We start from the raw sequence: 19809 nt of genomic DNA on the forward strand, positions 1-19809 counted from the left end.
TTATGTTAAATTGGATAAAAATCCGTAAAGAAAGAAATCTCAACTCCCATGCACCACCAAAAATGCGCACGCAGCGCTATCAGCGCTGATATTATGCGCAACATCCGCCGCGTAGCGCGCGGTGTCACCTTTGAATACTTGTTCGGCAGCCTCGCCACTGGTCACCTTTAACTGCCCTTCAATGACCGTTAGATGTTCGCGCGTTCCTTGCGCGTGAGGCAGGCTGTCCAACGCCCCGCCAGCGCTAAATCGCAACTCATAGACTTCATGCCGCCCAGCACCTTCGGGGGGTGAGAGAATACGGATAGAGCACCCATTGCCATGATTCTCGATCGTTGGGACATCATTGCTGCGCAGAATTTCCATGCGGCTTTCCTGATCATCTTCAAGCAGTCCGGCGAAATCTACTTGCAGCGCTTTGGTCAAATTCCACAAGGTTGAAATCGTTGGCGAAGACTCGCCGCGCTCGATCTGACTGACCATGCTGCGCGAGACACCAGATAGTTTGGCCACGGCGTCAAGCGATAATCCTTTGGCACGGCGTGCCTTTTTTAAACGCATTGGCAAAAAAGATAATATTGTGTCAAGATTTTCCATAATAACGGATATAGCAAAAAACGATATTTCGCGGCAATACTGAAAACTTTCATTTCCGGTTCTTTTATCCAGGCCGAGATCGTTCATCCTAAAATTTAACGCTTTTCCACCTCTATTTTTGTAAAGAAAGCAGGCTTACGCGAATAATCTAGCCGCAAAGGCTTTGTTCGTATTCTGAGCGTTATAGATCCTACGGATCTGCGCAAATATATTGCAGGGGCTGCAGAACCTAATCTACTGAGAACTCAGCGCAACGGGCAAAGCTGGCGCTTTGCGGCGTATTTATTAAGCTACTTGAGGTTTGCCAGAACGCCTTTACGTGAGCGTATGGTCGGGCCGCCAAGCGGGCTTAAATTTTACCAAGGCATAAAGCCCAAAATGAGAGCGCGGAAGAATACCACAAATTCAGGCTTTGGCGCCCAGCTTGAAGATCGAGAGGTTCGGTTATATCGACCGCTCTGGTCAGGAACCGTGATATCCCTTGAATAAAAACCTGCTAAGACGGTCTGCTTAAATATCAAATTGCGTTGGTAGAATCACCATGTCGCGGATCGTAACAGTGCGCGGGCGCGTCAGCATGTAGAGGATGGCATTGGCAACTTCGCTTGGATCGATCAAGCTGCCATTCTCTTTTGCTTTCTTTAGGTTTTCTTCTGGCCAACCGGCTAGCAACGCGTTGACCACTGGCCCTGGTGAGACAGAGCCAACGCGCATACCATATTTGAAAAGCTGGCGGCGCAGCGTCTGTATAAAAGACTTAATTTCCCATTTTTGACGCGGAATAAACAGGTTCCTATGGAATCGGGAAATGGTCTGTAACTCAAGCGGTGGCTACAATATCGCCCGTGCCGCGGTCAATCATGTCTGACCTCACCTTATGAACATTTTGGATGATGGCGGTGAGGTTAAGATTGAGCATTTGATCTATCGCGGTGGAGTTTTTTATTTTGGTTAAGTCGCCGCCGATATAAGAGGCGCCATTTGCATGAAAAATGTCCAATTGGCCAGCTTTTGTAAAATACCGGAAAGCAGGCAGTCGCAACTATCGCTATTCAGAAAATCGATTTACACCTGTGCATTTTGTGGAATGACACCCGATCAAACCATCAAACCGCCAAACTTGATGCACATAAAAGAATACGAGACCCTTCGGGCAATATTGTATTTTTGGGGTTTACAGCGCCCAAGCTGGTTTGGGTGCGCGAAAATGAACCTGAAATCTGCGCTCAAGTTGCAAAGCTTGTTTTGCCCGCTGGTTTTTTGAATTTTTACCTTACCGGCGAATATATTGCTGATATGTCTGATAGCGCGGGCACATTGTGGCTTGATGTCGGACGTCGGAGTTGGTTGCCACCGTGCTTGGCGTGCCTTTTGAGGTGCCCAGACAGGGTGAATTCGGGGCTGCACTTTGGCCGGTTCGCCTTGGGATGGTTGCCTGCGGTGAGTATGACAGCGAAGAGGCAATGGGCGCGCTGCAGATCAGTGAGGTGATTGAGGCGGATTATTCACTATCGGACAGCTTTAACGAAGAATATAGGAAGTTCCAACGCGCTTATTACGGCATTAAATCTGTTCAATAAGGTGCAAGTCTTTTTTCTTTTAAGTTGTGCCCATTATAAAATCTGCACAGCGATCGCCCAGCATCATTGCGGCCGCATTTGTATTGCCGGCCGTAATGTTCGGCACAGCTGACATATCGCAGACTCTCAGATTTTCGATGCCGCGCACGGACAACCGACTGTCTAAAACAGCAAGTGGATCATCATGGGCCCCCATACGCGCAGTCCCGCTTGGATGATAATTTGTTTTGACGAATTTTCGGCAATGCGCGGCCATTGCCGCATCGCTTAAATCTGGTCCGGCGGGCGCAATAATAGTTTTAATGCGCTTTCCAAGCTGCCCGGATTGTAACACGTCGCGAAAATAACGCTGGCCGTCGATCATTATGTTCATGTCTCTTGGATCTTTAAGTAAATTCGGTGAGACGAGGGGCATGTCATTTGGATCGGATGAGCGCAATGCAACGGTTCCGCGCGATCTCGGCTTCATCAATACGGTGGTAATGGTGACACCATAATCCTCATCAAAAACTTGTAAAAGGTCTCTGTCTAAATATACTGCGGGTACGCAAAACGCCTGGATTGACGGGGGTTGGTCAGGATCTGTTGGGTTGATGAACGCACCGGCTTCAAAGCCTGTGGTTGTGATTGGGCCGCTCCCGAACAGCAAAAATTGCAGACTATTTCTCAACATACGCCAGCCCTTGGCTTGCTTGTAGTAACCAAAAGGGCCGTTTGCCAAAGAGAGAACAGGTACTTCTGGGTGATCAATTAAATTTTGGCCGATGCCGGGGAGATCGCATATCGGATTTATCCCATGCGATGCAAGATGATCGGCAGGGCCCAAACCAGACAACATTAGCAATTTAGGCGAAATCAAAGCGCCAGCCGCTAAAATAATATCCGAATTCGAATAAGCTGTTTTTTGGACTCCGGCTTTATCAACATATGTGACGCTGCGCGCGTGTCCGTTTTCAATGTTTATTTTGCTCACTTTACTGCGAAGTTTAACTGTAATTCTGGACTCTTTTGCTAAGGGTGCAAGATAGGCATATGCAGCGCTGCTGCGCTTTCCGCTGCGGTTCATAAATTGATAAAATCCCACACCGCGCTGCGTCTCGCCATTGAAATCATGATTAAAGGGTTCGCCTTTTTCCTGAACCGTTTGCACAAACCATCTTGAGATCGCATCAACATGCCCAGGATCAGACACCAGTAAGGGGCCTTCAACACCGTGAAGATGATTTTGCAGGCGGTTGTTGTTTTCCATCCGCGTAAAATGCTTCAGCACCATGTCCCAGGTCCAATCAGCCCCATCATTGCTACCGCGCGCTATGCGATCCCATTCATCATAATCGGACGGCCTACCTCTGATATAGCATTGCGTATTAACGGAAGAGCCGCCTCCAAGCACATTGCCTTGTGGAATATCATGCACACGATTTGCCAAATGCGGTTGCGGCACCGTCTGATGATAGGTCATATATTTGCTGCCATTGATGAGCTTAAAAATACCCGGTGGCATGTCTAATAATGGATGGCGATGTGAATGCCCTGCCTCTAACAACAACACGCGGCGCCCGCCTTCCGAGACGAGGCGGGCTGCTGCCACGCAGCCGCTTGAGCCGCCTCCGATTACAATGTGATCATATTCGTTTTCATTGTCTGCCATATAATGCGCCATCGCCTAATGTTGCAGATATATCATACGAATTTTGGCAGATTTTGAAACAAATCATTCAATGAAGTAGTTTTAAAACTCGAGCTTTGGCGCGGGTCAAAACTTTGAAAAGCAAGTTTGTGGTGTTTGCCGGGTTAAAATCTTGTTAGCGGTTTTCTGGTTTAGCAGCAGTTTAGGGTTGCGATTTTTAATTTTGGAACAGATTAAAAGGCTGCTTGAACCTGCCATACCAAGCATTCACAAATGCAGCGCTCTATTTCGCCATGTTGTACATGGAGTTTAATTATCTTGCGCGGGAGAGATCTTGTTTACTGCGTTTGAGCTCGGCCTCTAGCTCTGAAGCAGAATGTTTGGATCTGGCCAAGGCGGTTTCGAGCGATGCGCCGTCGATCGCCTGAGACGCGAGTTCAAACAAGGAATAAGTCGAAACGCGTTTGGTTCCTTTCAGCGCAGCCCGGCTTATTCCATGCGCCGCAAGATATGTGTGATAGGGGGGCAGCGTGCCCTGTCCGGTTGCCACCTCACCTTTGATCGCTTTTTCACAGGCTTTGACGCTTGTTGAAATGTAAGATCTACAAATGACAGGGCGTGCTTCATATGCCCGGCATGCAAGGGTTTCTGGATCCAGCGATGGGCAGGCTTTAGGTGCCCAATTGCGCCCATCTGGATCATCTTGCAAAACAGAAAGCGCTTTATATATCTCGATTGCTTCAATTTCCGTGATCGTGCCCCCGTCTTCGCCCTTCAAAATGCAGCAGAATGCGCAGCCTTTCGCGCAAGCCAAACCGCTTGGGTTCAGCGCAGATAGGCCGATCTGGCCTATGCCCTGCGCCACCGTTCCATCTGCCAATTTCTCTATGATATTTGCCATTGGGGTGCCATTTTGGGCCATTGTTTGCGTATAGGCCTCGATGCCGCGCTTTGCGCGCGCTGCTACCTCTGGCGCAGATGTGACCCGCGCTTTGTCAATGCGCGTGGATAAAGGGGCTGATTTAGGCATCCGAGTTGACCCATTGATGACTCTTATGAACCGCAGAGTTTATGCATCTTAATAAAGTTTGCTAGGGGCAGTTATAGAAAATATCAACTGGGCCTCAACTTTAAATACATTCGCTGAAATTGTCTTGGCTGGCCAAACGGAGTTCCTTCACCCGCTCCACGTTAGAAATCAAGTATATATAGCCCGCCAGTGAGGAAGGCAGCTTTGTCTTTTCTTAGCTTTATGGTGGAGAAATGCGACAGCTCGAAGCCAAATTGACTGCAAAGCGAGATTATATAATGTTTTGAATGCGCGTAACGTCCCGATCGTTCAAGTTTAAACGATCCCGTTTCAAGATGCTCTGTTGAAAAAGCAAGCTTGCCCGGCCGCTTTTTGCCGGCTTTTATCAGCTCGAAAGTTTCGCTTAAATCACCAAGATAAATGAACACATCCGCTACCATGATACAGTCAAAATCCAAGCTGGTTTTTGCTAAATACGCATTAATGTCTGAAATAATCAGCCTATCATAGATATTTTTTCGTTCAGCTTGCTCAACCATCGATTTTGATAGGTCCACGCCTTCGATGATGTCTGTTTGGTCACTGGCTAGTTGGCGTCTCTGACCCGCGCAACAGCCAAGCAAAAAACAACGTCGCCAAGACGGCGGCGATCAATTGGGCTGCAATGAACGCTGGTATGTCAGAGGGTGCAATTCCGGCAAAGCTATCCGAAAATCCCCTTGCTATGGTCACCGCAGGGTTTGCAAAGGATGTCGAGGAGGTAAACCAATAGGCAGCGGTGATATAAAGCCCGACCGTCATGGCAAGTGTAGCGGGGCGGAGCGTTACGCAAATGAGGATTGTGCCAATCAAGCCGAAAGTGGCGATGAATTCACCGATCCATTGGCCAAGCCCGCTGCGCGTGGTTGTAGAGGGGTCAATCAAGGGATGATCAAACATCATATGCGCGGCAAAAACACCTAAAATTCCGCCAACGAGCTGGGCGCATATGTAAAATAACGCCTCTTGCCTTTTCATCTCACCGCGCAAACAAAAGCAAAGCGTAACCGCGGGGTTGAATTGTGCGCCTGAAATAGGCCCAAAAACAGTGATCAAAACCACGAGGATCGCCCCTGTGGGAATGGTGTTTCCCAATAAGGCAAGCCCAAATTTCCATCCGCCAGACGCTCCGCCATAATACCCGATCCGATCACAGTTGTCAGAAGCGAAAGCGTTCCTAACCCTTCTGCCGCAAGCCGTCTTGCTAATGTCATCTTTGCCTCCGTTTGAACCTTCGCGCCTGGCATAACAGATTCCTCGTGTTTGAAATCACTTTTCTGAGTAAGCTTAGATAGACGCAGCAATGTAATACTTTTGTGAAAGACATCATGAACAAAAAGTTAGAATTTGATTTTATTATTCTAGGAGCGGGATCCGCAGGCTGCGTTCTTGCCAATGAATTGAGCGCTGATTCCAGCTGTCGGGTTTTACTGCTTGAGGCCGGCCCGCTGGATAAAAACCTATTCATTCATATGCCCGCAGGCGTTTATCGCGTGTTCCGAGAGCGTTCGCTGAATTGGAATTACTTTAGCGCAAATGAAAACGCTTTGCATGGGCGCTCTATCTTCACGCCGCGCGGGCGCGTTGTCGGCGGCTCCTCTTCTATAAATTCGATGGTCTATATGCGGGGGCATCGTTTTGACTATGATGGATGGGCGGAAGATTTTGACCTTCCTGAGTGGCGGTTCGATAAATGTTTGCCTTATTTTATTCAGGGAGAAAATTATAAATCTGCGCGCAATCCATGGCGCGGCAATGCAGGTAGACTTGCCGTAAAACAAGCCTGTTCTTCTGATCCTTTGTTTGATGCATTTTTAGAGGCCGGAACGCAATCAGGGCAGGGGCGATCGGATGATCTGAATGGCGTTAATCCGGAAGGTTTGGCACGGCTAGATTGTACCATTTTGGATGGCAAACGATGCAGCTCAGCAACTGCCCATCTGCGGCCGGCGCTTGGACGCGCCAATTTAACGCTGATCACGATGGCCGAAAGCCGGAATATCATTCTCAATAATGGCAAAGCTCAAGGGGTGGTATTTACCCATTCAGGGGAAACGATTACAGCTTTTGCAGGCCAAGAAGTGTTGTTATGCGCAGGCTCAATCAATTCACCCGCCTTGTTGATGAAATCTGGAATTGGCCCTGCGGCGCATTTGAAAGATTGTGATATTCCGCTTCGATTACACTTGCCTGGGGTGGGAAAAAACCTGCAGGATCACGCGAAAATTAGGCTGCAATTTGCCTCAAAAAAGCGGTTGCCGTTTCACGATATAGGCAGGGTTTCCAGTAAACTTAAACACGGCCTCGCTTGGCTCTTAACGCGCCGCGGTATGGCCGCTTCAAATATTTGGGAGGCGGGCGGTTTGATCCGCTCGCGCCCCGGGGTTAGCCATGCAAATCTTCAATATCATTTTGGGCCGCTTGGCTTTACGGTCTTGGATGGAAAAATAAACGTTGAGCAAGCTTTTTCCTTAAATGTTGATCAGATGCGCCCTAAAAGTACCGGCTCTGTGCGTTTAGACAGGGCTGATATTCACCGCTCGCCGATCATTGCCTTTCGGTATATGCACCATCCGCATGATCTTATCGAAATGGTTGATGCGGTAAAAAAGGCCAGAGAGCTTGTGTTTCAATCCGCCTTTGACGGGTTTCGGGGCGCTGAAATGAAGCCCGGCGACCAATTTCAAACCGATCAAGAGATTACCGATATGTTGCGGGGTTCAATTGAAACGGCCTATCATCCAAGCTGCACTTGTCCGATGGGGGGTGATGATCGGGCGGTCACGGATAGCCAGTTTCAAGTGCATGGGATTAGGGGGCTTCGCGTGATCGACGCATCCGCCATGCCGCGGATTGTAAGCGCAAATCTGAATGCGCCAGTGCAAATGATGGCGGCACGTGCGGCAGATTTTATTTTGAAAAGAAAGCCCTTAGAGCCTTTGGATTTGCAGTATAGCGTTTAAAAGAACCCGCTTTTCTGTCAGGTAGAGACCTTTATAACTTGTTCTGGTTACCAGTAACATGTCGGGTGTTGAACGGCTTAACACAGCCGCTTTGGCGCGACCATATTACACTCATGTGGCCGCCAGCGCCTCTGGGTTTAAGCACGGCTTAACTTCGGTAAGAAATAGCAAGTCTTGGGGATCAGCGGCTAGACTATATTTGGATTTTCCTAAGGCGGGTTGCTGCACTGTTTCGCTTTTGGAGCCAGGCTAGGCGGCTTTCCGGAGCGTTGCCTTTGGATTGTATTTCAAGATTTTTGTCATTTGCTTCTTTTTCTCATGCACGATGCCGGGTGTGGGTATGCGATGTAAAGGCTCACCAGCATATAATGAAATTGCTCTAGGGTTTGGCATTAATGTTAATAGAGGGTTTCATCTGGATGCCAGAGCATTTTCGCAGGCTGTCATATCTAATAGATCGGGTTAAAGCGGCTTTTGCGCAGGGCGGAGCGTTTCCAAACAGCGGCGGAATTCAGGATCAAGAGGCAGTGGAGCGCCGCTTTCGGAGCCCACTTGCACCTGCGCAAAAAAACCTTCAGCAAAGGCGGTTTGCTGCTGATTTCGAAACAAACCCACCTCATAACGCCAAGAAGAGGTGCCGATATGACCCACACGAATGCCCGCATGGATAAGATCGGGAAATCCAGCCTCATCGTGATAGATGCATCCGCTTTCTACGACCAAGAAGCGCGTTTTTGCCCCTGACATATCAAACACCGCTTGTTCAAGCTGCCAATGTGTTACAGCCGTGTCGATTAAGGAATAATGGATCACATTATTCATATGGCCATATTGATCATTATCCATCCAGCGCGTGGGAAGTTGGTAAAAAGCTGGATAGGCGCTTCGAGCTGCAGGGGGTGTACGCGGCATTTTCATCTCGTCGGTTGTGCTGACTAAGGCGCAGTCTGGCGCAGATTGAGCCAGAAGAAAAGAGCAGCAAACGCGGCGTTAACTTTGCAATATTGACCTTATCGCGCGAAGCGCATTACTCTGCTTCAGTCACAAAGCTTGAAGATATTTTTATGCAGATAAACAACAAGACAATCGCTGTGGTGACAGGGGGCGCGTCTGGCCTGGGCGCGGCGTCGGCGCGGGCTTTGGCGAAGGCCGGTGCGCAGGTCACAATTTTTGACATGGATGCGGCGCAGGGCGAGGCCGCCGCCGCAGAGGTTTCTGGTCAGTTCCAGCGGGTGGATGTATCAGATGCGGCGCAGGTGGCGGGGGCCATGACCGCGCTGGAGGCGCGCGCGGGCGGCTTGCATATTCTGGTAAATTGCGCCGGAATTGGCCCCGCGGCGAAAACTGTTTCGCGCGGCGTGGCGCATGATCCAGCTTTGTTTGCAAAGGTGATCGGGGTAAATTTGACCGGCTCGTTCAATTGCGCATCGCAGGCCGCTGCTCTGATGGCAAAAACGGTGCCTGTCACTGCTGATGGAGGTCGCGGCGTTATCATCAATACCGCTTCGGTGGCCGCGTATGACGGGCAAATCGGGCAAGTTGCCTATGCGGCGTCTAAAGGCGGTATTGTGGGGATGACCTTGCCCATGGCCCGTGACCTTGCGGCCAGCGGAATCCGCGTTTGCACCATTGCGCCAGGCCTCTTTCTGACCCCTTTGTTACAGGGCTTACCAGAAGAGGTTCAAGAGTCTTTAGGTCAACAAGTGCCGTTTCCCTCGCGTTTGGGCGCACCGGAAGAATACGCCAACCTTGTTGGCCACATTGTTGAGAATGACATGTTGAATGGTGAGGTGATCCGCCTTGATGGCGCAATCAGAATGGCGCCTCGCTAAACCGTCTAGCGGTTTCTAATCACTTGAAACACCGCCGAGGCCGCCCATCCTGCGAAAATCGCAATCGCCAAGGACATCAGCCCGTATAGCAGGGGTTGCTCGCGCGACAGCGAGAATAAAAACTGTTCCAAACCCACTTTGCGCACGTCAATCTTGGTGGATAATTGATCCACAACAGCGCCATCGCGCGTGATAAAAATGCGCGTGCTATAATCGCCTTCGGTGAGGTTGGCGGGCATATTGATTGAGGTCCGAAACAAGGTTTGTTGATCTATTGACACAGAGCCTTCCTGCAATGTGTAGAGGCCGTTTGCCTCTCGAATGCGGATCACGGCATCTGTAAAGCTTTGTGCATCCAGAATATTCATTGGTGCGCCTACGGAGCGGATGGCGCGGTTGATCGACACTTTATGCCGCTGGTCCTCTGTCTCGGATAAAATATCGCTCAAAGGCGCGCTTGTCGCGATTGCATAAAAGCTGGGCGCCGCATCCACTTGCACTGTATCGGTATTGACCCAAATCCCAAAACGCTTGGCTTTGCGCCGCACATCCAAAGGTTCGCTGGGCCCCGAGATGGTTACGATCACGTCAATGGGTGTTTCAGGGATTGGCGCATCGCGCTGAATTGCGCCAAAAACCAAAATATTTGAGCCATCGAACGTGGCCGTGATGGCCACCTCATCTTGGCTCATACCCAAAACAACCTTCTCTGCAAGAACAAAGGGGCTGGTTAGAAGCATGATCAGGGCGGAACAAACGAACAGGCGCATCAGTGACCCCCTGCCGATCCAATGGAATACAGCTCGCTGGGCTGGATCAGCAGATCTAAGGCCAGCTTGCCGCAGACCATCAGCACCATAATGGCCAATAAAATGCGCAACTGCTCGGCTTTCAAGCGGGTCCCGATTTGGGTTCCAATTTGAGCGCCAATCACGCCGCCTACCAAAAGCAAAACGGCCAGTGCGACATCGACGGTGTAGTTTGTTGTTGCGTGCAACAATGTGGTGAAAGCGGTGACAAAAATGATTTGATAGAGCGAGGTCCCGACCACCACTTTTGTGGGCATGCCCAAAATATAAATCATAGCGGGTACCATGATAAACCCACCGCCAACACCCATTATTGCGGCTAATATGCCGACAAACACACCCACGATCAGGGGCGGGATAATCGAAATATAAAGGCCAGACGTGCGAAAACGTATCTTGAGGGGCAGTTTTTGCACCCAGCCGCGCTGGCGTGATTTTTTAGGGGGTGCCACATTGTGCGACGTTCTGCGGATGGCGCGCAGACTTTCGAAAAACATCAGCCCGCCAATAATGCCAAGAAACACCACATAGCAAAGTTTTACCAATAAATCAACTTGGCCAAGGCTTTTCAAATGGTTAAACAACACAATCCCGATTGCGGCTCCCAAAAGCCCCCCCAGCATCAAGACCGTACCCATTTTAAAATCGACGGTTTTACGCCTTAAATGCGCCAAAACACCAGAAAATGATGAGGCAACAATTTGGTTGGCTTCCGTCGCCACGGCAACCGCCGGCGGGATACCAATAAAAAACAGCAGAGGCGTCATCAAAAAGCCCCCCCCGACGCCAAACATGCCAGACAGCACGCCCACCAGTCCCCCGAGTCCGAGCAGCAAAAAGGCGTTTACAGAAACTTCAGCGATAGGAAGGTAAATCAACATGTGCCCTCCTAAACCACTCTCTGCTGCAATTGCAACATCCGTTGCGACTTTAGCAGCTTAGGCCTTAAGAAAAGCTCAAAACTGGATCTATCTTTCCTTTACATAAGGCTCGCCGCCTGCCCGCGGTGGAATTGCTTTGCCAACAAACCCGGCCAGAATGATCACTGTAAGGATATAGGGCAGCGCATCCAGCAACTGAATTTGCACTTTGAAGAATAGATATTTCTCGATCAGGTCAGGACGTAAGGCGAGGGCCTGTAAAAACCCGAATAGCAGGCAAGATATAAGCGCGTACCATGGCCGCCATTTGGCAAAAATCAATGCAGCCAAAGCAATATATCCGCGCCCTGCGGTCATATCTTTTACGAAACCCGCTTGCAGCCCGGTGGACAGATACGCCCCCGCAATGCCGCATAGAACGCCGCAAATTACAACCGCTGTAAAGCGCAGGCGAATGACCGAAACGCCCGCCGTGTCAACGGCTTCGGGCGCTTCCCCAACGGCGCGCAAGCGCAAGCCAAACCGGGTGCGGTATAAAAGCCACCAGGTCAAGGGCACCATGGCCAAAGCTGCATAGACCAAAATTGTGTGGCCAGAAAAAAGCTCGGCATAGATAGGCCCGAGCAACGGCACCTTTTCTATATGCTCGGCAAAGGGCAGATGCACCGGGTTAAACCGCGCCTGACCAGAAAGCGAAGGCGTCCGCCCGCCTTGTTGGAACAGGCTTTGCGCGATCAGCACGGTCATTCCAGCGGCCAGAAAATTAATAGCAACCCCCGAGATGAGTTGATTACCCCGAAACGTAATCGAGGCCAGACCATGCACTGCGGATAACGCCAATGAGGCCGCGATGCCGCTGGCCAAGCCGATCCAAACTGAGCCGGTTAATGCGGCAACCGCGGCCGAGAAAAAGGCAGCTGCGAGCATTTTACCTTCTAATCCAATGTCAAAAATGCCAGCGCGTTCTGAAAATAACCCCGCCAAACAGGCCAAAAGCAATGGGGTTGCCAGCCGTAAGGTGGAATCCAGCACTGTGAGCAGATCATTTAAGACATCAACCATTCCGGTCTCCTGACCCGCGCAAGGCGATAAAAATCCGCTCAATCGGCATCCGCACCATATTATCCAGCGCACCAGTGAATAAGATAACCAAGGCTTGTATCACCACGATTAACTCGCGCGGGATCGATGTCCAAAGCGCCAATTCAGCACCGCCTTGATATAAGAACCCAAATAAGATTGAGGCGAGCACCACCCCGAAAGGATGGCTGCGCCCCATCAAAGCGACCGCGATGCCGATAAAGCCCGCGCCTTCGGTGGCGTTTAAAACCAATCTTTCGGCTTCACCTAATGTGGTGTTTACCGCCATCATACCGGCCAACCCCCCGGAGATAAGCATCGCTAGAATGGTGATTTTAACCGGGTTTATGCCCGCATATTGCGCGGCCGTATCCGAATGACCAAACGCTCTGAGCGCGTAGCCCAAGCGGGTGCGCCAAATCAGCACCCAAACAAAAACCGCCGCGGCAAGGGCCAGCAGCAAGCTAATATTAGCTGGCGCGGATTTGGAAAATTCTACGCCCAGCGGCATCAGTATATCGTGCAAGGTTGGCAAATGCGTCGGCTCTGGAAACGAGGCTGTTGCTGGATCCATCGACTTAACAGGGCGCAAAATACTGACCAAAAGATAATTAAGCAAAGCCGCAGCCATGAAATTAAACATTATCGTCGTGATTACGATATGGCTGCCGCGTTTGGCTTGCAAAATTGCCGGTATCAAGGCCCATAACGCACCAAACACAGCCCCGCCTATGGTGCAGAATATCAGCGCCAATGACCAATGTGGCCAAGGAATAAATAAGGCCATCAACGCCACACCCAAGCCTCCGATCATAGCTTGGCCTTCGCCGCCAATATTGAACATTTTGGCGTGAAACGCCACGGAGACCGCCAGGCCAGTAAACATGAAATTTGTGGCGTAATATAAGGTGTAGCCCCAGCCATAGGTGGAGCCAAGCGCGCCCGATACCATCATTTTCACCGCCGCCACCGGGTCTTCTCCAATCCCCATGATCACCAAGGCAGAAATCGTCGCTGCCAAGAGCAACGAAATCAACGGAACCAATACCACATCAGCCCAAGCTGGCATTTTTTCCATCATGCCACCTCTTCGGTAATGCCGGCCATTAAAAGCCCCAATTCTTTTTCATTGGTCTCGCTTGGAAGGCGCTCGCCCATGATCTGCCCGTCAAACATTACCGCAATCCGATCCGACAATGACATGATCTCTTCCAACTCGACAGAAACCAGTAAAATCGCTTTGCCGCGCTCGCGCAGCGTCATGATTTGTTGGTGAATGAACTCGATCGCGCCGATATCCACACCCCGTGTGGGCTGACCAACCAATAAAATATCTGGGTCCCGCTCGATTTCGCGCGCCAAAACCAATTTTTGCTGATTGCCGCCGCTGAAGCTTTTTGCCGTTAAATTATGATTGGGCGGCCGCACGTCAAAGCGCTGCATCTTTTCGCTGGCATCTTGCTTGATCGCCGCATTGTTCATAAAAACACCCGATTGGTATTTTTTATCGGTATGATAGCCAAAGGCGATATTTTCCCAAGCGGCGAAATCCATAATCAGCCCTTCGCGCTGCCGATCTTCTGGCACATGGGCAATGCCATATTTACGCCGGCTTTGACCATCAGCATTCTGACCACTGATATCAATGGGCGCGCCATTGACTAATATCTGTCCTTGCGCTGTACGATAGCCGCCCAAAACCTCTAAAAGTTCTGATTGGCCGTTACCGGCCACCCCGGCAATTCCAAGAATTTCTCCGGCTCTGATATTAAAGCTGACGCCTTTCAGGCGCAACACACCGGCCTCATCTGTGACCTGCAGGTCTTTAACGTGCAACATCTCTTTGCCCGGCTTTGCTGCGGATTTATCAATGCGCAGCAAAACCTTGCGCCCGACCATTAGCTCGGCCAGCTTTTCGGGATTGGTATCGGCTGTTTTAACCGTTGCGGTCATTTCGCCGCGGCGCATCACCGAAACCGTATCTGTGATCTCCATAATCTCGCGCAATTTATGGGTGATCAGGATGATCGTTTTGCCTTCGTCGCGCAGGCGTTTTAAAATGCGGAAAAGCTGATCGGCTTCCGATGGTGTTAACACGCCGGTCGGCTCGTCCAAGATCAAAATATTGGCCTGGCGGTATAAGGCTTTCAGGATTTCAACGCGCTGTTGATGCCCCACCGAAAGCTCTTCAACGATGGCATCCGGATCAACGTTCATCTCGTAATCGCGGGCCAAAGAGAGCAGGCTTTCGCGGGCCTTGACCAGCGAGGGGCGCAACATCGCGCCATCTTCCGCGCCAAGGATAATATTTTCCAAAACTGAAAAATTTGGCACCAGTTTGAAGTGCTGAAACACCATTCCGATACCCGCGGCTATTGCGGCTTGGCTGTCGGGGATTTGCATCTTGTTTCCAGCGATGAGCACGTCGCCTTTATCAGCCTTATAAAACCCATAAAGAATTGACATAAGCGTGGATTTTCCCGCGCCATTTTCACCAATAATTCCATGGATGGTTCCAGGCATCACCCGAATTGAAATATTTTTATTTGCTTGAACCGGCCCGAATGATTTGGAAATTCCGACCAGCTCAATAGCTGGGGCGGCAGAAACCTGCCGCCCCGTTGTGCCATTTTCGGTCATTTTAGAAGTTTAAAACCGGGCATGAGTTATCAGACATGTAATCATGCACGGCCAGATCGCCTGAGATAATGCTGGCTTTGGCCGCTTCAACCGCTGCAACCATATCCGCACTTACCAGATCGGCGTTATGCTCATCCATTGCATAGCCAACGCCTTCATTGGCCAAGTTCAGCCCGATCGCGCCGCTTTGCATATCAGCGCCATCTGAAAATGCATTATAAACGGCCACGTCAACGCGCTTCATCATCGAGGTGAGCACTTTGCCCGGATGCAGGTAGTTTTGGTTGCTATCAACACCGATAGATAAAATACCTTCATCGGCGGCGGTTTGCAGAACCCCAACACCGGTTCCGCCCGCCGCAGCGTAAACAATATCCGCGCCCTGCGAGATTTGCGCTTTGGTCAGTTCAGAGCCCTTGACCGGATCGTTCCACGCGGATGGGGTTGTTCCGGTCATATTGGCAACCACCTTTGCATTGGCATTTGCATGCGCAACACCTTGTGCATATCCACAGCCAAAGCGGCGGATCAAAGGAATATCCATTCCGCCAATAAATCCAACTACGCCTGAGCCGGATTTCATGCCGGCGATCATGCCAACAAGGAATGAGCCCTCATGTTCGGAAAAGCCGATATTCAAAACATTATCCGCGGGTGCCCAGCCATCAATGATACCGAACTTTGTATCTGGATAATCGGGGGCGACTTCGGCAAGCACCGATGAAAAGGCAAACCCTGTAACAACGATTGGGTTGGCGCCAGATTCGGCAAAGCGGCGCAGCGCTTGCTCGCGCTGGGCTTCTGATTGCAATTCGATATCAAGATAATTGCCGCCGGTTTCGGCTTTCCATTTTTCAGCGCCATTATGCGCAGCTTCGTTGAAAGACTTGTCGAATTTACCGCCCAAGTCATAAATCAGCGCAGGATCTGCCAATGCTGCGCCAGCTGTTAATGCAAGCGCTGCGGTTGCGCCTAAAAATTTCTGTATAATCTTCATGGATGTCTCCCCATCTTGCGTTTTGTGTCCATAGGAAAAGCGGAATGCGTTGCCTTACTCTAAGATCATCCATCATTAAGGACGAAACTCTTTGCTAGGGTCAACCGATTTTTATGCAAACCGATATAAAACCAATGATAAAATGCGCTAGGCCCAAGTTTTCGCCAGAACCAAAGCATCTTCGCGGCTGCCATTCAATTTGTGGTAATAGGCTTTGCGCAGGCCTTGCTCTACGTAACCGCTTTTTTGATATAATGCGCGCGCTGCCTTGTTTTCGGCGCCAACTTCCAAAAAACAGATTTTGACACCGCGCTGGCGCGCGGCTTCTTCAAAAAGCTGCAAATAGGTTTTTCCCAATCCTTGCTTTCGCTGCGCTTGTGATACGATGAGCAGCAGCAATTCGACCTCGGTGTGTATTACCCGTCCCAGCGCAAAACCAAAGTCCTGTTCGATCAGTAGGGAATTTTCTGCAGCGCATAGCTGGGCGAATTCCTGCGCCGTCCAAGGGCGTTGGTCAAGCCCTGATTGCGCGTGAAGTTTGGCCATATCTGCGGGCTGAAAGATGGTATTCTGTTGCATTTGGCCCGTCAAATTCAGGATGCGTTTGGATGCAGGATCTTTGGTCCAGGATCGCGGCGCAGCGCTGCATCTGCCGGTTTTACGTATAAAGGGGCAGGGGGCATTACAGTTTTTACATCTCTTCGGGCGGCAATGCGGGCCATGTTTGCGACCAGTAGATCCGGCTTTGGCCGATAGAGCACTGGGATCGGGCTCGTGGCCAGCGTTGGCGCATCGCTCATTTGAGGGGTGGCCTGTAAATTTGCGCTGCTGCGCGTATAAAACTGATCTCGGGTGGCGGGTATCGCGATCAGGGTTTCCTTGGTTTTTCCCTCTATGCTGGCCTCGAAGCTGTCGACGCCGATCACAGGGCAATCCAAAGACAGGCCCAGCCCTCGAGCAAGGCTGATGGAAATACGGATGCCGGTAAAATTACCAGGCCCAAGGCCGACGCCAATCCGGCCAATTTTGTGTAAGCTGGTTTGCGTTTCGGCCAAAAGGGTTTGGATAAGTGGAACCAAAGCTTCGGCTTGGCCTTTTTGCATTGCTTCAAACGTGCTGCCCAGGATTGCGCCATTGCAAAGCAAAGCGGCCGCGCAATGCGCGGCCGATGTATCAAAAGCGAGAACCGTTTGATCAGCCACCGACAGGGCGCACTTCAGTGACTTCGGGAATATAATGGCGGAGCAGATTTTCGATTCCCATTTTCAACGTCATGGTTGAGGATGGGCAACCCGCGCAAGCGCCTTGCATTTGCAAATACACAATCCCACGTTCAAATCCGTAAAATGTGATGTCACCGCCATCTTGCGCCACAGCAGGGCGAACGCGACTGTCCAGCAATTCTTTGATCTGTCCTACAATAACTTCATCTTCTCCGCTATGCTCAGCATGGCCCGAGCCTAGCCCTTCATCCGTCATCACCGCATCACCTGATTGAAAATGCTCCATGATTGCGCCCAGCAAAGCCGGCTTTACGTGATCCCAATTCACCGCATCCTCTTTGGTGATAGTGATGAAATCACGCCCCAAAAAAACGCCTGTTACGCCGTCTACCGCAAAAATACGCTGCACCAAAGGCGATTTTTCGGCGCCCTCATTGCTGGGAAAATCAGCTGTCCCCGCTTCTAAGACGGTTTGCCCAGGCAAGAATTTTAATGTTGCAGGATTGGGGGTGGATTCGGTTTGGATAAACATTTTGAACGCCTCTCTTCTGCGCTCTTTATATGGAGAGCCCCCGTGTTCGTCAATGTTTAGAATCGTTCTAATTTAATTTCATAATGGGTCTGTAAATATTTAGACAGTGCCAAAGATATCTTTAAACTTCACAGTTTTTTCGTTGGTGTCGGGTCTAAGCAGCTTTGGTAAATCAACCGTGGCGTTGCGGATGAGCGCATAGGGGCCGATCAAATCATCCGTTTGTTCGACCAACATCAAGCGCTTGCCGCCTTGCCGGTTGATTTGTGTTTTTTGTTGACGCGTAGAGGCTACCCAAAGCAGCAGAGTGTAACCATAAGCGCGGTGCGGTTTAATAACATGCAATCTTTAGAGGGGCTAAAAGCACGCCTTGAACCAGCTTAAACAGTAGGGTTTTGAAATATAAACGATGTCTGAATGACGACCAGGACGCAAAATTGCAACGAGCGCGATGGTTAGGCGCGGTATGGCTTTAGGTAATTGCTTCGAGTCGCTCTTTGGATAAATCTCCCGGCACAATGGTTATTGGAACGGGCAGAGAGCCGGCGTTTTTGGTCAGTTGACTTACAAGCGGGCCGGGGCCTTTTTTATCCGTGCCTGCCCCCAGAACCAACACGCCAATTTCAGGATCATCTTTAACCTGCGCCAAAATCTCTTGAATTGGTTCACCTTCACGTATCACCAATTCAGGATCTATCCCCTGACGATCGCGCATCCATTTGGCGAAGACTTCAAAATGCACCTCAATGCGTTCGCGCGCTTCGCTGCGCATGATATCGCTGACGCCGATCCAATGGTTGAATTCTTCAGGTGGGATCACGGCCAGCACTTCAACGCCGCCACCGGTTCGTGCAGCGCGCATTGCCGCGAAACGCATTGCGTTCAGACATTCTTGACTGTCGTCGAGTATTACCAAAAACTTACGCATCTATGTGATCTCCTCAGCTGTATATGATGCGCGATGGCGTCACCCAACGCAAGGTTGATTTCAGCAGCCTGCTGTTTGTTGCGCAAAGGCGCTTAGGCCGAGGTTGATGCGGCCCAGTCCCAATAAGCCTCTTTAAGCTGCCTGGCAATCGGGCCGATTTGAAAATGCGTTTCTTCAATCGCTGTGACGGGTGTGATTTTTTGCATATTTCCGGTCATAAAAACTTCATCAGCGGCATAAAAATCATCAAAACTCAAAACGGTTTCATGAATAGGAATGCCCATATCTTTTAAATGCTTGATGTGGCGTGCGCGCGTGATACCGGCTAAGAACGTGCCATTTGGCGCGGGGGTAAATACCTCGCCATCGCGCGCCATGAAAATATTTGCCGTGGCGGTTTCTGCTACATTGCCCATAGCATCTGCAACCAACGCATTGCTGAATCCTTTGCAGCGCGCTTCTACCAGCATGCGCGCATTATTGGGATAGAGACAGCCGGCTTTTGCATTTACCACGGCGCTTTCTAAAATTGGCCTACGAAATTGCGTACGGCCCAAGGTTGCGCTGGTTTTGGGGGCTGCAAAGGGAATTTCTTCAAGCGAAATGGCAAACCCTGTGGTTTCAGCGTTTGGAACGATGGCCGTCAGATCCCCATCGATGCCCCAATACATCGGGCGAATATAAACCGCGGCGGATGTCGCGTAGCGCGAAAGCCCTTCCCAGATCAGGGCTTTCATCTCAGAAACGCTATATGTTGGAGTGAGCATTAAGGCCTTTGCCGAAGCGTTTACCCGCGCACAATGCGCCTCCAAATCAGGCGCAACACCGTTAAAATAGCGTGCCCCATCAAAGACGCCTGAGCCCAACCAAGCCCCATGGTCGGCGGCTTTCATCACGGCAATATCGTCATCATGCCATTGGCCGTTGAAATAGGTTTTGATGTTGCTGCCCGTCGCCATTGAGGTCTCCTTTTGGATACCCCGGCTCAGGACGAGGCATTCTGTGTTGCACCCTGACAAAAGACGGGTTCGCATGCAAGAGCCTGCCC

Annotated in this window: 20 protein-coding genes and 2 pseudogenes; 3 read left to right on the forward strand and 19 right to left on the reverse strand. The window is 50.5% G+C overall.

The window, feature by feature from the left end; translation table 11 throughout:
- Positions 1–39: 39 nt before the first annotated feature.
- Together GN241_03680 and GN241_03685 are read right to left on the reverse strand one after the other, a co-directional pair.
- Positions 40–600, reverse strand: coding sequence for a helix-turn-helix domain-containing protein (locus GN241_03680; GenBank protein ID XAT59165.1), 561 nt, complete (start codon positions 598–600; stop codon positions 40–42).
- A gap of 507 nt (positions 601–1107) precedes the next feature.
- A pseudogene (locus GN241_03685) lies at positions 1108–1662 on the reverse strand (SDR family NAD(P)-dependent oxidoreductase).
- Here GN241_03685 and GN241_03690 point away from each other — a divergent pair.
- On the forward strand, positions 1642–2088 hold the full coding sequence (locus tag GN241_03690; GenBank protein ID XAT59166.1) for a hypothetical protein: 447 nt from the start codon (positions 1642–1644) through the stop codon (positions 2086–2088). The pseudogene GN241_03685 and the gene GN241_03690 overlap by 21 nt on opposite strands.
- A gap of 108 nt (positions 2089–2196) precedes the next feature.
- Here the strand turns inward: GN241_03690 and GN241_03695 are convergent, their stop codons facing one another.
- The 4 genes and pseudogenes from GN241_03695 to GN241_03710 form a co-directional block, all read right to left on the reverse strand.
- Complete coding sequence (locus GN241_03695) at positions 2197–3828, reverse strand: GMC family oxidoreductase (GenBank protein XAT56539.1); 1632 nt, start codon at positions 3826–3828, stop codon at positions 2197–2199.
- Between the two features lie 292 nt (positions 3829–4120).
- Entirely contained in the window at positions 4121–4837 is a 717-nt protein-coding gene (locus GN241_03700) for a hypothetical protein (GenBank protein XAT56540.1), read from the reverse strand.
- A gap of 161 nt (positions 4838–4998) precedes the next feature.
- Positions 4999–5460, reverse strand: coding sequence for a methyltransferase domain-containing protein (locus GN241_03705; GenBank protein ID XAT56541.1), 462 nt, complete (start codon positions 5458–5460; stop codon positions 4999–5001).
- Positions 5417–6090, reverse strand: a pseudogene (locus tag GN241_03710) (aquaporin family protein). The gene GN241_03705 and the pseudogene GN241_03710 overlap by 44 nt, the downstream one beginning before the upstream one ends.
- Before the next feature lie 114 nt (positions 6091–6204).
- Here GN241_03710 and GN241_03715 point away from each other — a divergent pair.
- The gene (locus GN241_03715) at positions 6205–7839 is read left to right on the forward strand and encodes a choline dehydrogenase (protein ID XAT56542.1); all 1635 of its coding nucleotides are present in this window, start codon (positions 6205–6207) and stop codon (positions 7837–7839) included.
- A gap of 462 nt (positions 7840–8301) precedes the next feature.
- Here the strand turns inward: GN241_03715 and GN241_03720 are convergent, their stop codons facing one another.
- Positions 8302–8751 carry an acyl-CoA thioesterase gene (locus GN241_03720; protein XAT56543.1) on the reverse strand — a complete coding sequence of 150 codons (450 nt, stop codon included), beginning with the start codon at positions 8749–8751 and terminating at the stop codon, positions 8302–8304.
- 152 nt (positions 8752–8903) lie between these two features.
- On the opposite strand from GN241_03720, the gene GN241_03725 reads away from it, so the two are divergent.
- A complete protein-coding gene (locus tag GN241_03725) occupies positions 8904–9671 on the forward strand; it encodes an SDR family NAD(P)-dependent oxidoreductase (GenBank protein XAT56544.1) in 768 nt (255 codons plus the stop codon).
- A gap of 5 nt (positions 9672–9676) precedes the next feature.
- Here the strand turns inward: GN241_03725 and GN241_03730 are convergent, their stop codons facing one another.
- The 12 genes from GN241_03730 to GN241_03785 form a co-directional block, all read right to left on the reverse strand.
- A complete protein-coding gene (locus GN241_03730) occupies positions 9677–10441 on the reverse strand; it encodes a hypothetical protein (GenBank protein XAT56545.1) in 765 nt (254 codons plus the stop codon).
- Entirely contained in the window at positions 10441–11361 is a 921-nt protein-coding gene (locus tag GN241_03735) for a TSUP family transporter (protein XAT56546.1), read from the reverse strand. The genes GN241_03730 and GN241_03735 overlap by 1 nt, the downstream gene beginning before the upstream one ends.
- Positions 11362–11448: 87 nt before the next feature.
- On the reverse strand, positions 11449–12423 hold the full coding sequence (locus GN241_03740) for an ABC transporter permease (GenBank protein XAT56547.1): 975 nt from the start codon (positions 12421–12423) through the stop codon (positions 11449–11451).
- Positions 12416–13519, reverse strand: coding sequence for an ABC transporter permease (locus GN241_03745; protein ID XAT59167.1), 1104 nt, complete (start codon positions 13517–13519; stop codon positions 12416–12418). Before GN241_03745 ends, GN241_03740 begins: the two co-directional genes overlap by 8 nt.
- A complete protein-coding gene (locus GN241_03750) occupies positions 13519–15081 on the reverse strand; it encodes an ATP-binding cassette domain-containing protein (protein ID XAT56548.1) in 1563 nt (520 codons plus the stop codon). Before GN241_03750 ends, GN241_03745 begins: the two co-directional genes overlap by 1 nt.
- 1 nt (position 15082) lies before the next feature.
- Positions 15083–16078 carry a BMP family ABC transporter substrate-binding protein gene (locus GN241_03755; GenBank protein ID XAT56549.1) on the reverse strand — a complete coding sequence of 332 codons (996 nt, stop codon included), beginning with the start codon at positions 16076–16078 and terminating at the stop codon, positions 15083–15085.
- A gap of 147 nt (positions 16079–16225) precedes the next feature.
- Positions 16226–16657 carry a GNAT family N-acetyltransferase gene (locus GN241_03760; GenBank protein XAT56550.1) on the reverse strand — a complete coding sequence of 144 codons (432 nt, stop codon included), beginning with the start codon at positions 16655–16657 and terminating at the stop codon, positions 16226–16228.
- Positions 16658–16671: 14 nt separating this feature from the next.
- Complete coding sequence (gene tsaB / locus GN241_03765; protein XAT56551.1) at positions 16672–17280, reverse strand: tRNA (adenosine(37)-N6)-threonylcarbamoyltransferase complex dimerization subunit type 1 TsaB; 609 nt, start codon at positions 17278–17280, stop codon at positions 16672–16674.
- The gene (locus GN241_03770; GenBank protein ID XAT56552.1) at positions 17273–17833 is read right to left on the reverse strand and encodes a NifU family protein; all 561 of its coding nucleotides are present in this window, start codon (positions 17831–17833) and stop codon (positions 17273–17275) included. The genes tsaB and GN241_03770 overlap by 8 nt, the downstream gene beginning before the upstream one ends.
- A 99-nt stretch (positions 17834–17932) precedes the next feature.
- Positions 17933–18070 carry a hypothetical protein gene (locus tag GN241_03775; protein XAT56553.1) on the reverse strand — a complete coding sequence of 46 codons (138 nt, stop codon included), beginning with the start codon at positions 18068–18070 and terminating at the stop codon, positions 17933–17935.
- A gap of 235 nt (positions 18071–18305) precedes the next feature.
- Positions 18306–18761: a universal stress protein gene (locus GN241_03780; protein ID XAT56554.1), complete on the reverse strand. Its 456-nt coding sequence runs from the start codon at positions 18759–18761 to the stop codon at positions 18306–18308.
- A 92-nt stretch (positions 18762–18853) separates the two neighbouring features.
- Positions 18854–19720 carry a branched-chain amino acid aminotransferase gene (locus GN241_03785; protein XAT56555.1) on the reverse strand — a complete coding sequence of 289 codons (867 nt, stop codon included), beginning with the start codon at positions 19718–19720 and terminating at the stop codon, positions 18854–18856.
- Between the last annotated feature and the right edge of the window lie 89 nt (positions 19721–19809).

It is taken from the genome of Rhodobacteraceae bacterium IMCC1335, assembly GCA_039640495.1.
In the GTDB taxonomy this organism is placed as follows: domain Bacteria; phylum Pseudomonadota; class Alphaproteobacteria; order Rhodobacterales; family Rhodobacteraceae; genus Thalassovivens.

Bases quoted from the DNA above. Each gene is read 5' to 3' on its own strand.
- GN241_03695 (XAT56539.1), bottom strand. From the start codon at position 3,828: ATGGCAGACAATGAAAACGAATATGATCACATTGTAATCGGAGGCGGC.
- GN241_03700 (XAT56540.1), bottom strand. From the start codon at position 4,837: ATGCCTAAATCAGCCCCTTTATCCACGCGCATTGACAAAGCGCGGGTC.
- GN241_03715 (XAT56542.1), top strand. From the start codon at position 6,205: ATGAACAAAAAGTTAGAATTTGATTTTATTATTCTAGGAGCGGGATCC.
- GN241_03720 (XAT56543.1), bottom strand. From the start codon at position 8,751: ATGCCGCGTACACCCCCTGCAGCTCGAAGCGCCTATCCAGCTTTTTAC.
- GN241_03725 (XAT56544.1), top strand. From the start codon at position 8,904: ATGCAGATAAACAACAAGACAATCGCTGTGGTGACAGGGGGCGCGTCT.
- GN241_03730 (XAT56545.1), bottom strand. From the start codon at position 10,441: ATGCGCCTGTTCGTTTGTTCCGCCCTGATCATGCTTCTAACCAGCCCC.
- GN241_03735 (XAT56546.1), bottom strand. From the start codon at position 11,361: ATGTTGATTTACCTTCCTATCGCTGAAGTTTCTGTAAACGCCTTTTTG.
- GN241_03740 (XAT56547.1), bottom strand. From the start codon at position 12,423: ATGGTTGATGTCTTAAATGATCTGCTCACAGTGCTGGATTCCACCTTA.
- GN241_03745 (XAT59167.1), bottom strand. From the start codon at position 13,519: ATGGAAAAAATGCCAGCTTGGGCTGATGTGGTATTGGTTCCGTTGATT.
- GN241_03750 (XAT56548.1), bottom strand. From the start codon at position 15,081: ATGACCGAAAATGGCACAACGGGGCGGCAGGTTTCTGCCGCCCCAGCT.
- GN241_03755 (XAT56549.1), bottom strand. From the start codon at position 16,078: ATGAAGATTATACAGAAATTTTTAGGCGCAACCGCAGCGCTTGCATTA.
- GN241_03760 (XAT56550.1), bottom strand. From the start codon at position 16,657: ATGCAACAGAATACCATCTTTCAGCCCGCAGATATGGCCAAACTTCAC.
- GN241_03770 (XAT56552.1), bottom strand. From the start codon at position 17,833: ATGTTTATCCAAACCGAATCCACCCCCAATCCTGCAACATTAAAATTC.
- GN241_03775 (XAT56553.1), bottom strand. From the start codon at position 18,070: ATGTTGGTCGAACAAACGGATGATTTGATCGGCCCCTATGCGCTCATC.
- GN241_03780 (XAT56554.1), bottom strand. From the start codon at position 18,761: ATGCGTAAGTTTTTGGTAATACTCGACGACAGTCAAGAATGTCTGAAC.
- GN241_03785 (XAT56555.1), bottom strand. From the start codon at position 19,720: ATGGCGACGGGCAGCAACATCAAAACCTATTTCAACGGCCAATGGCAT.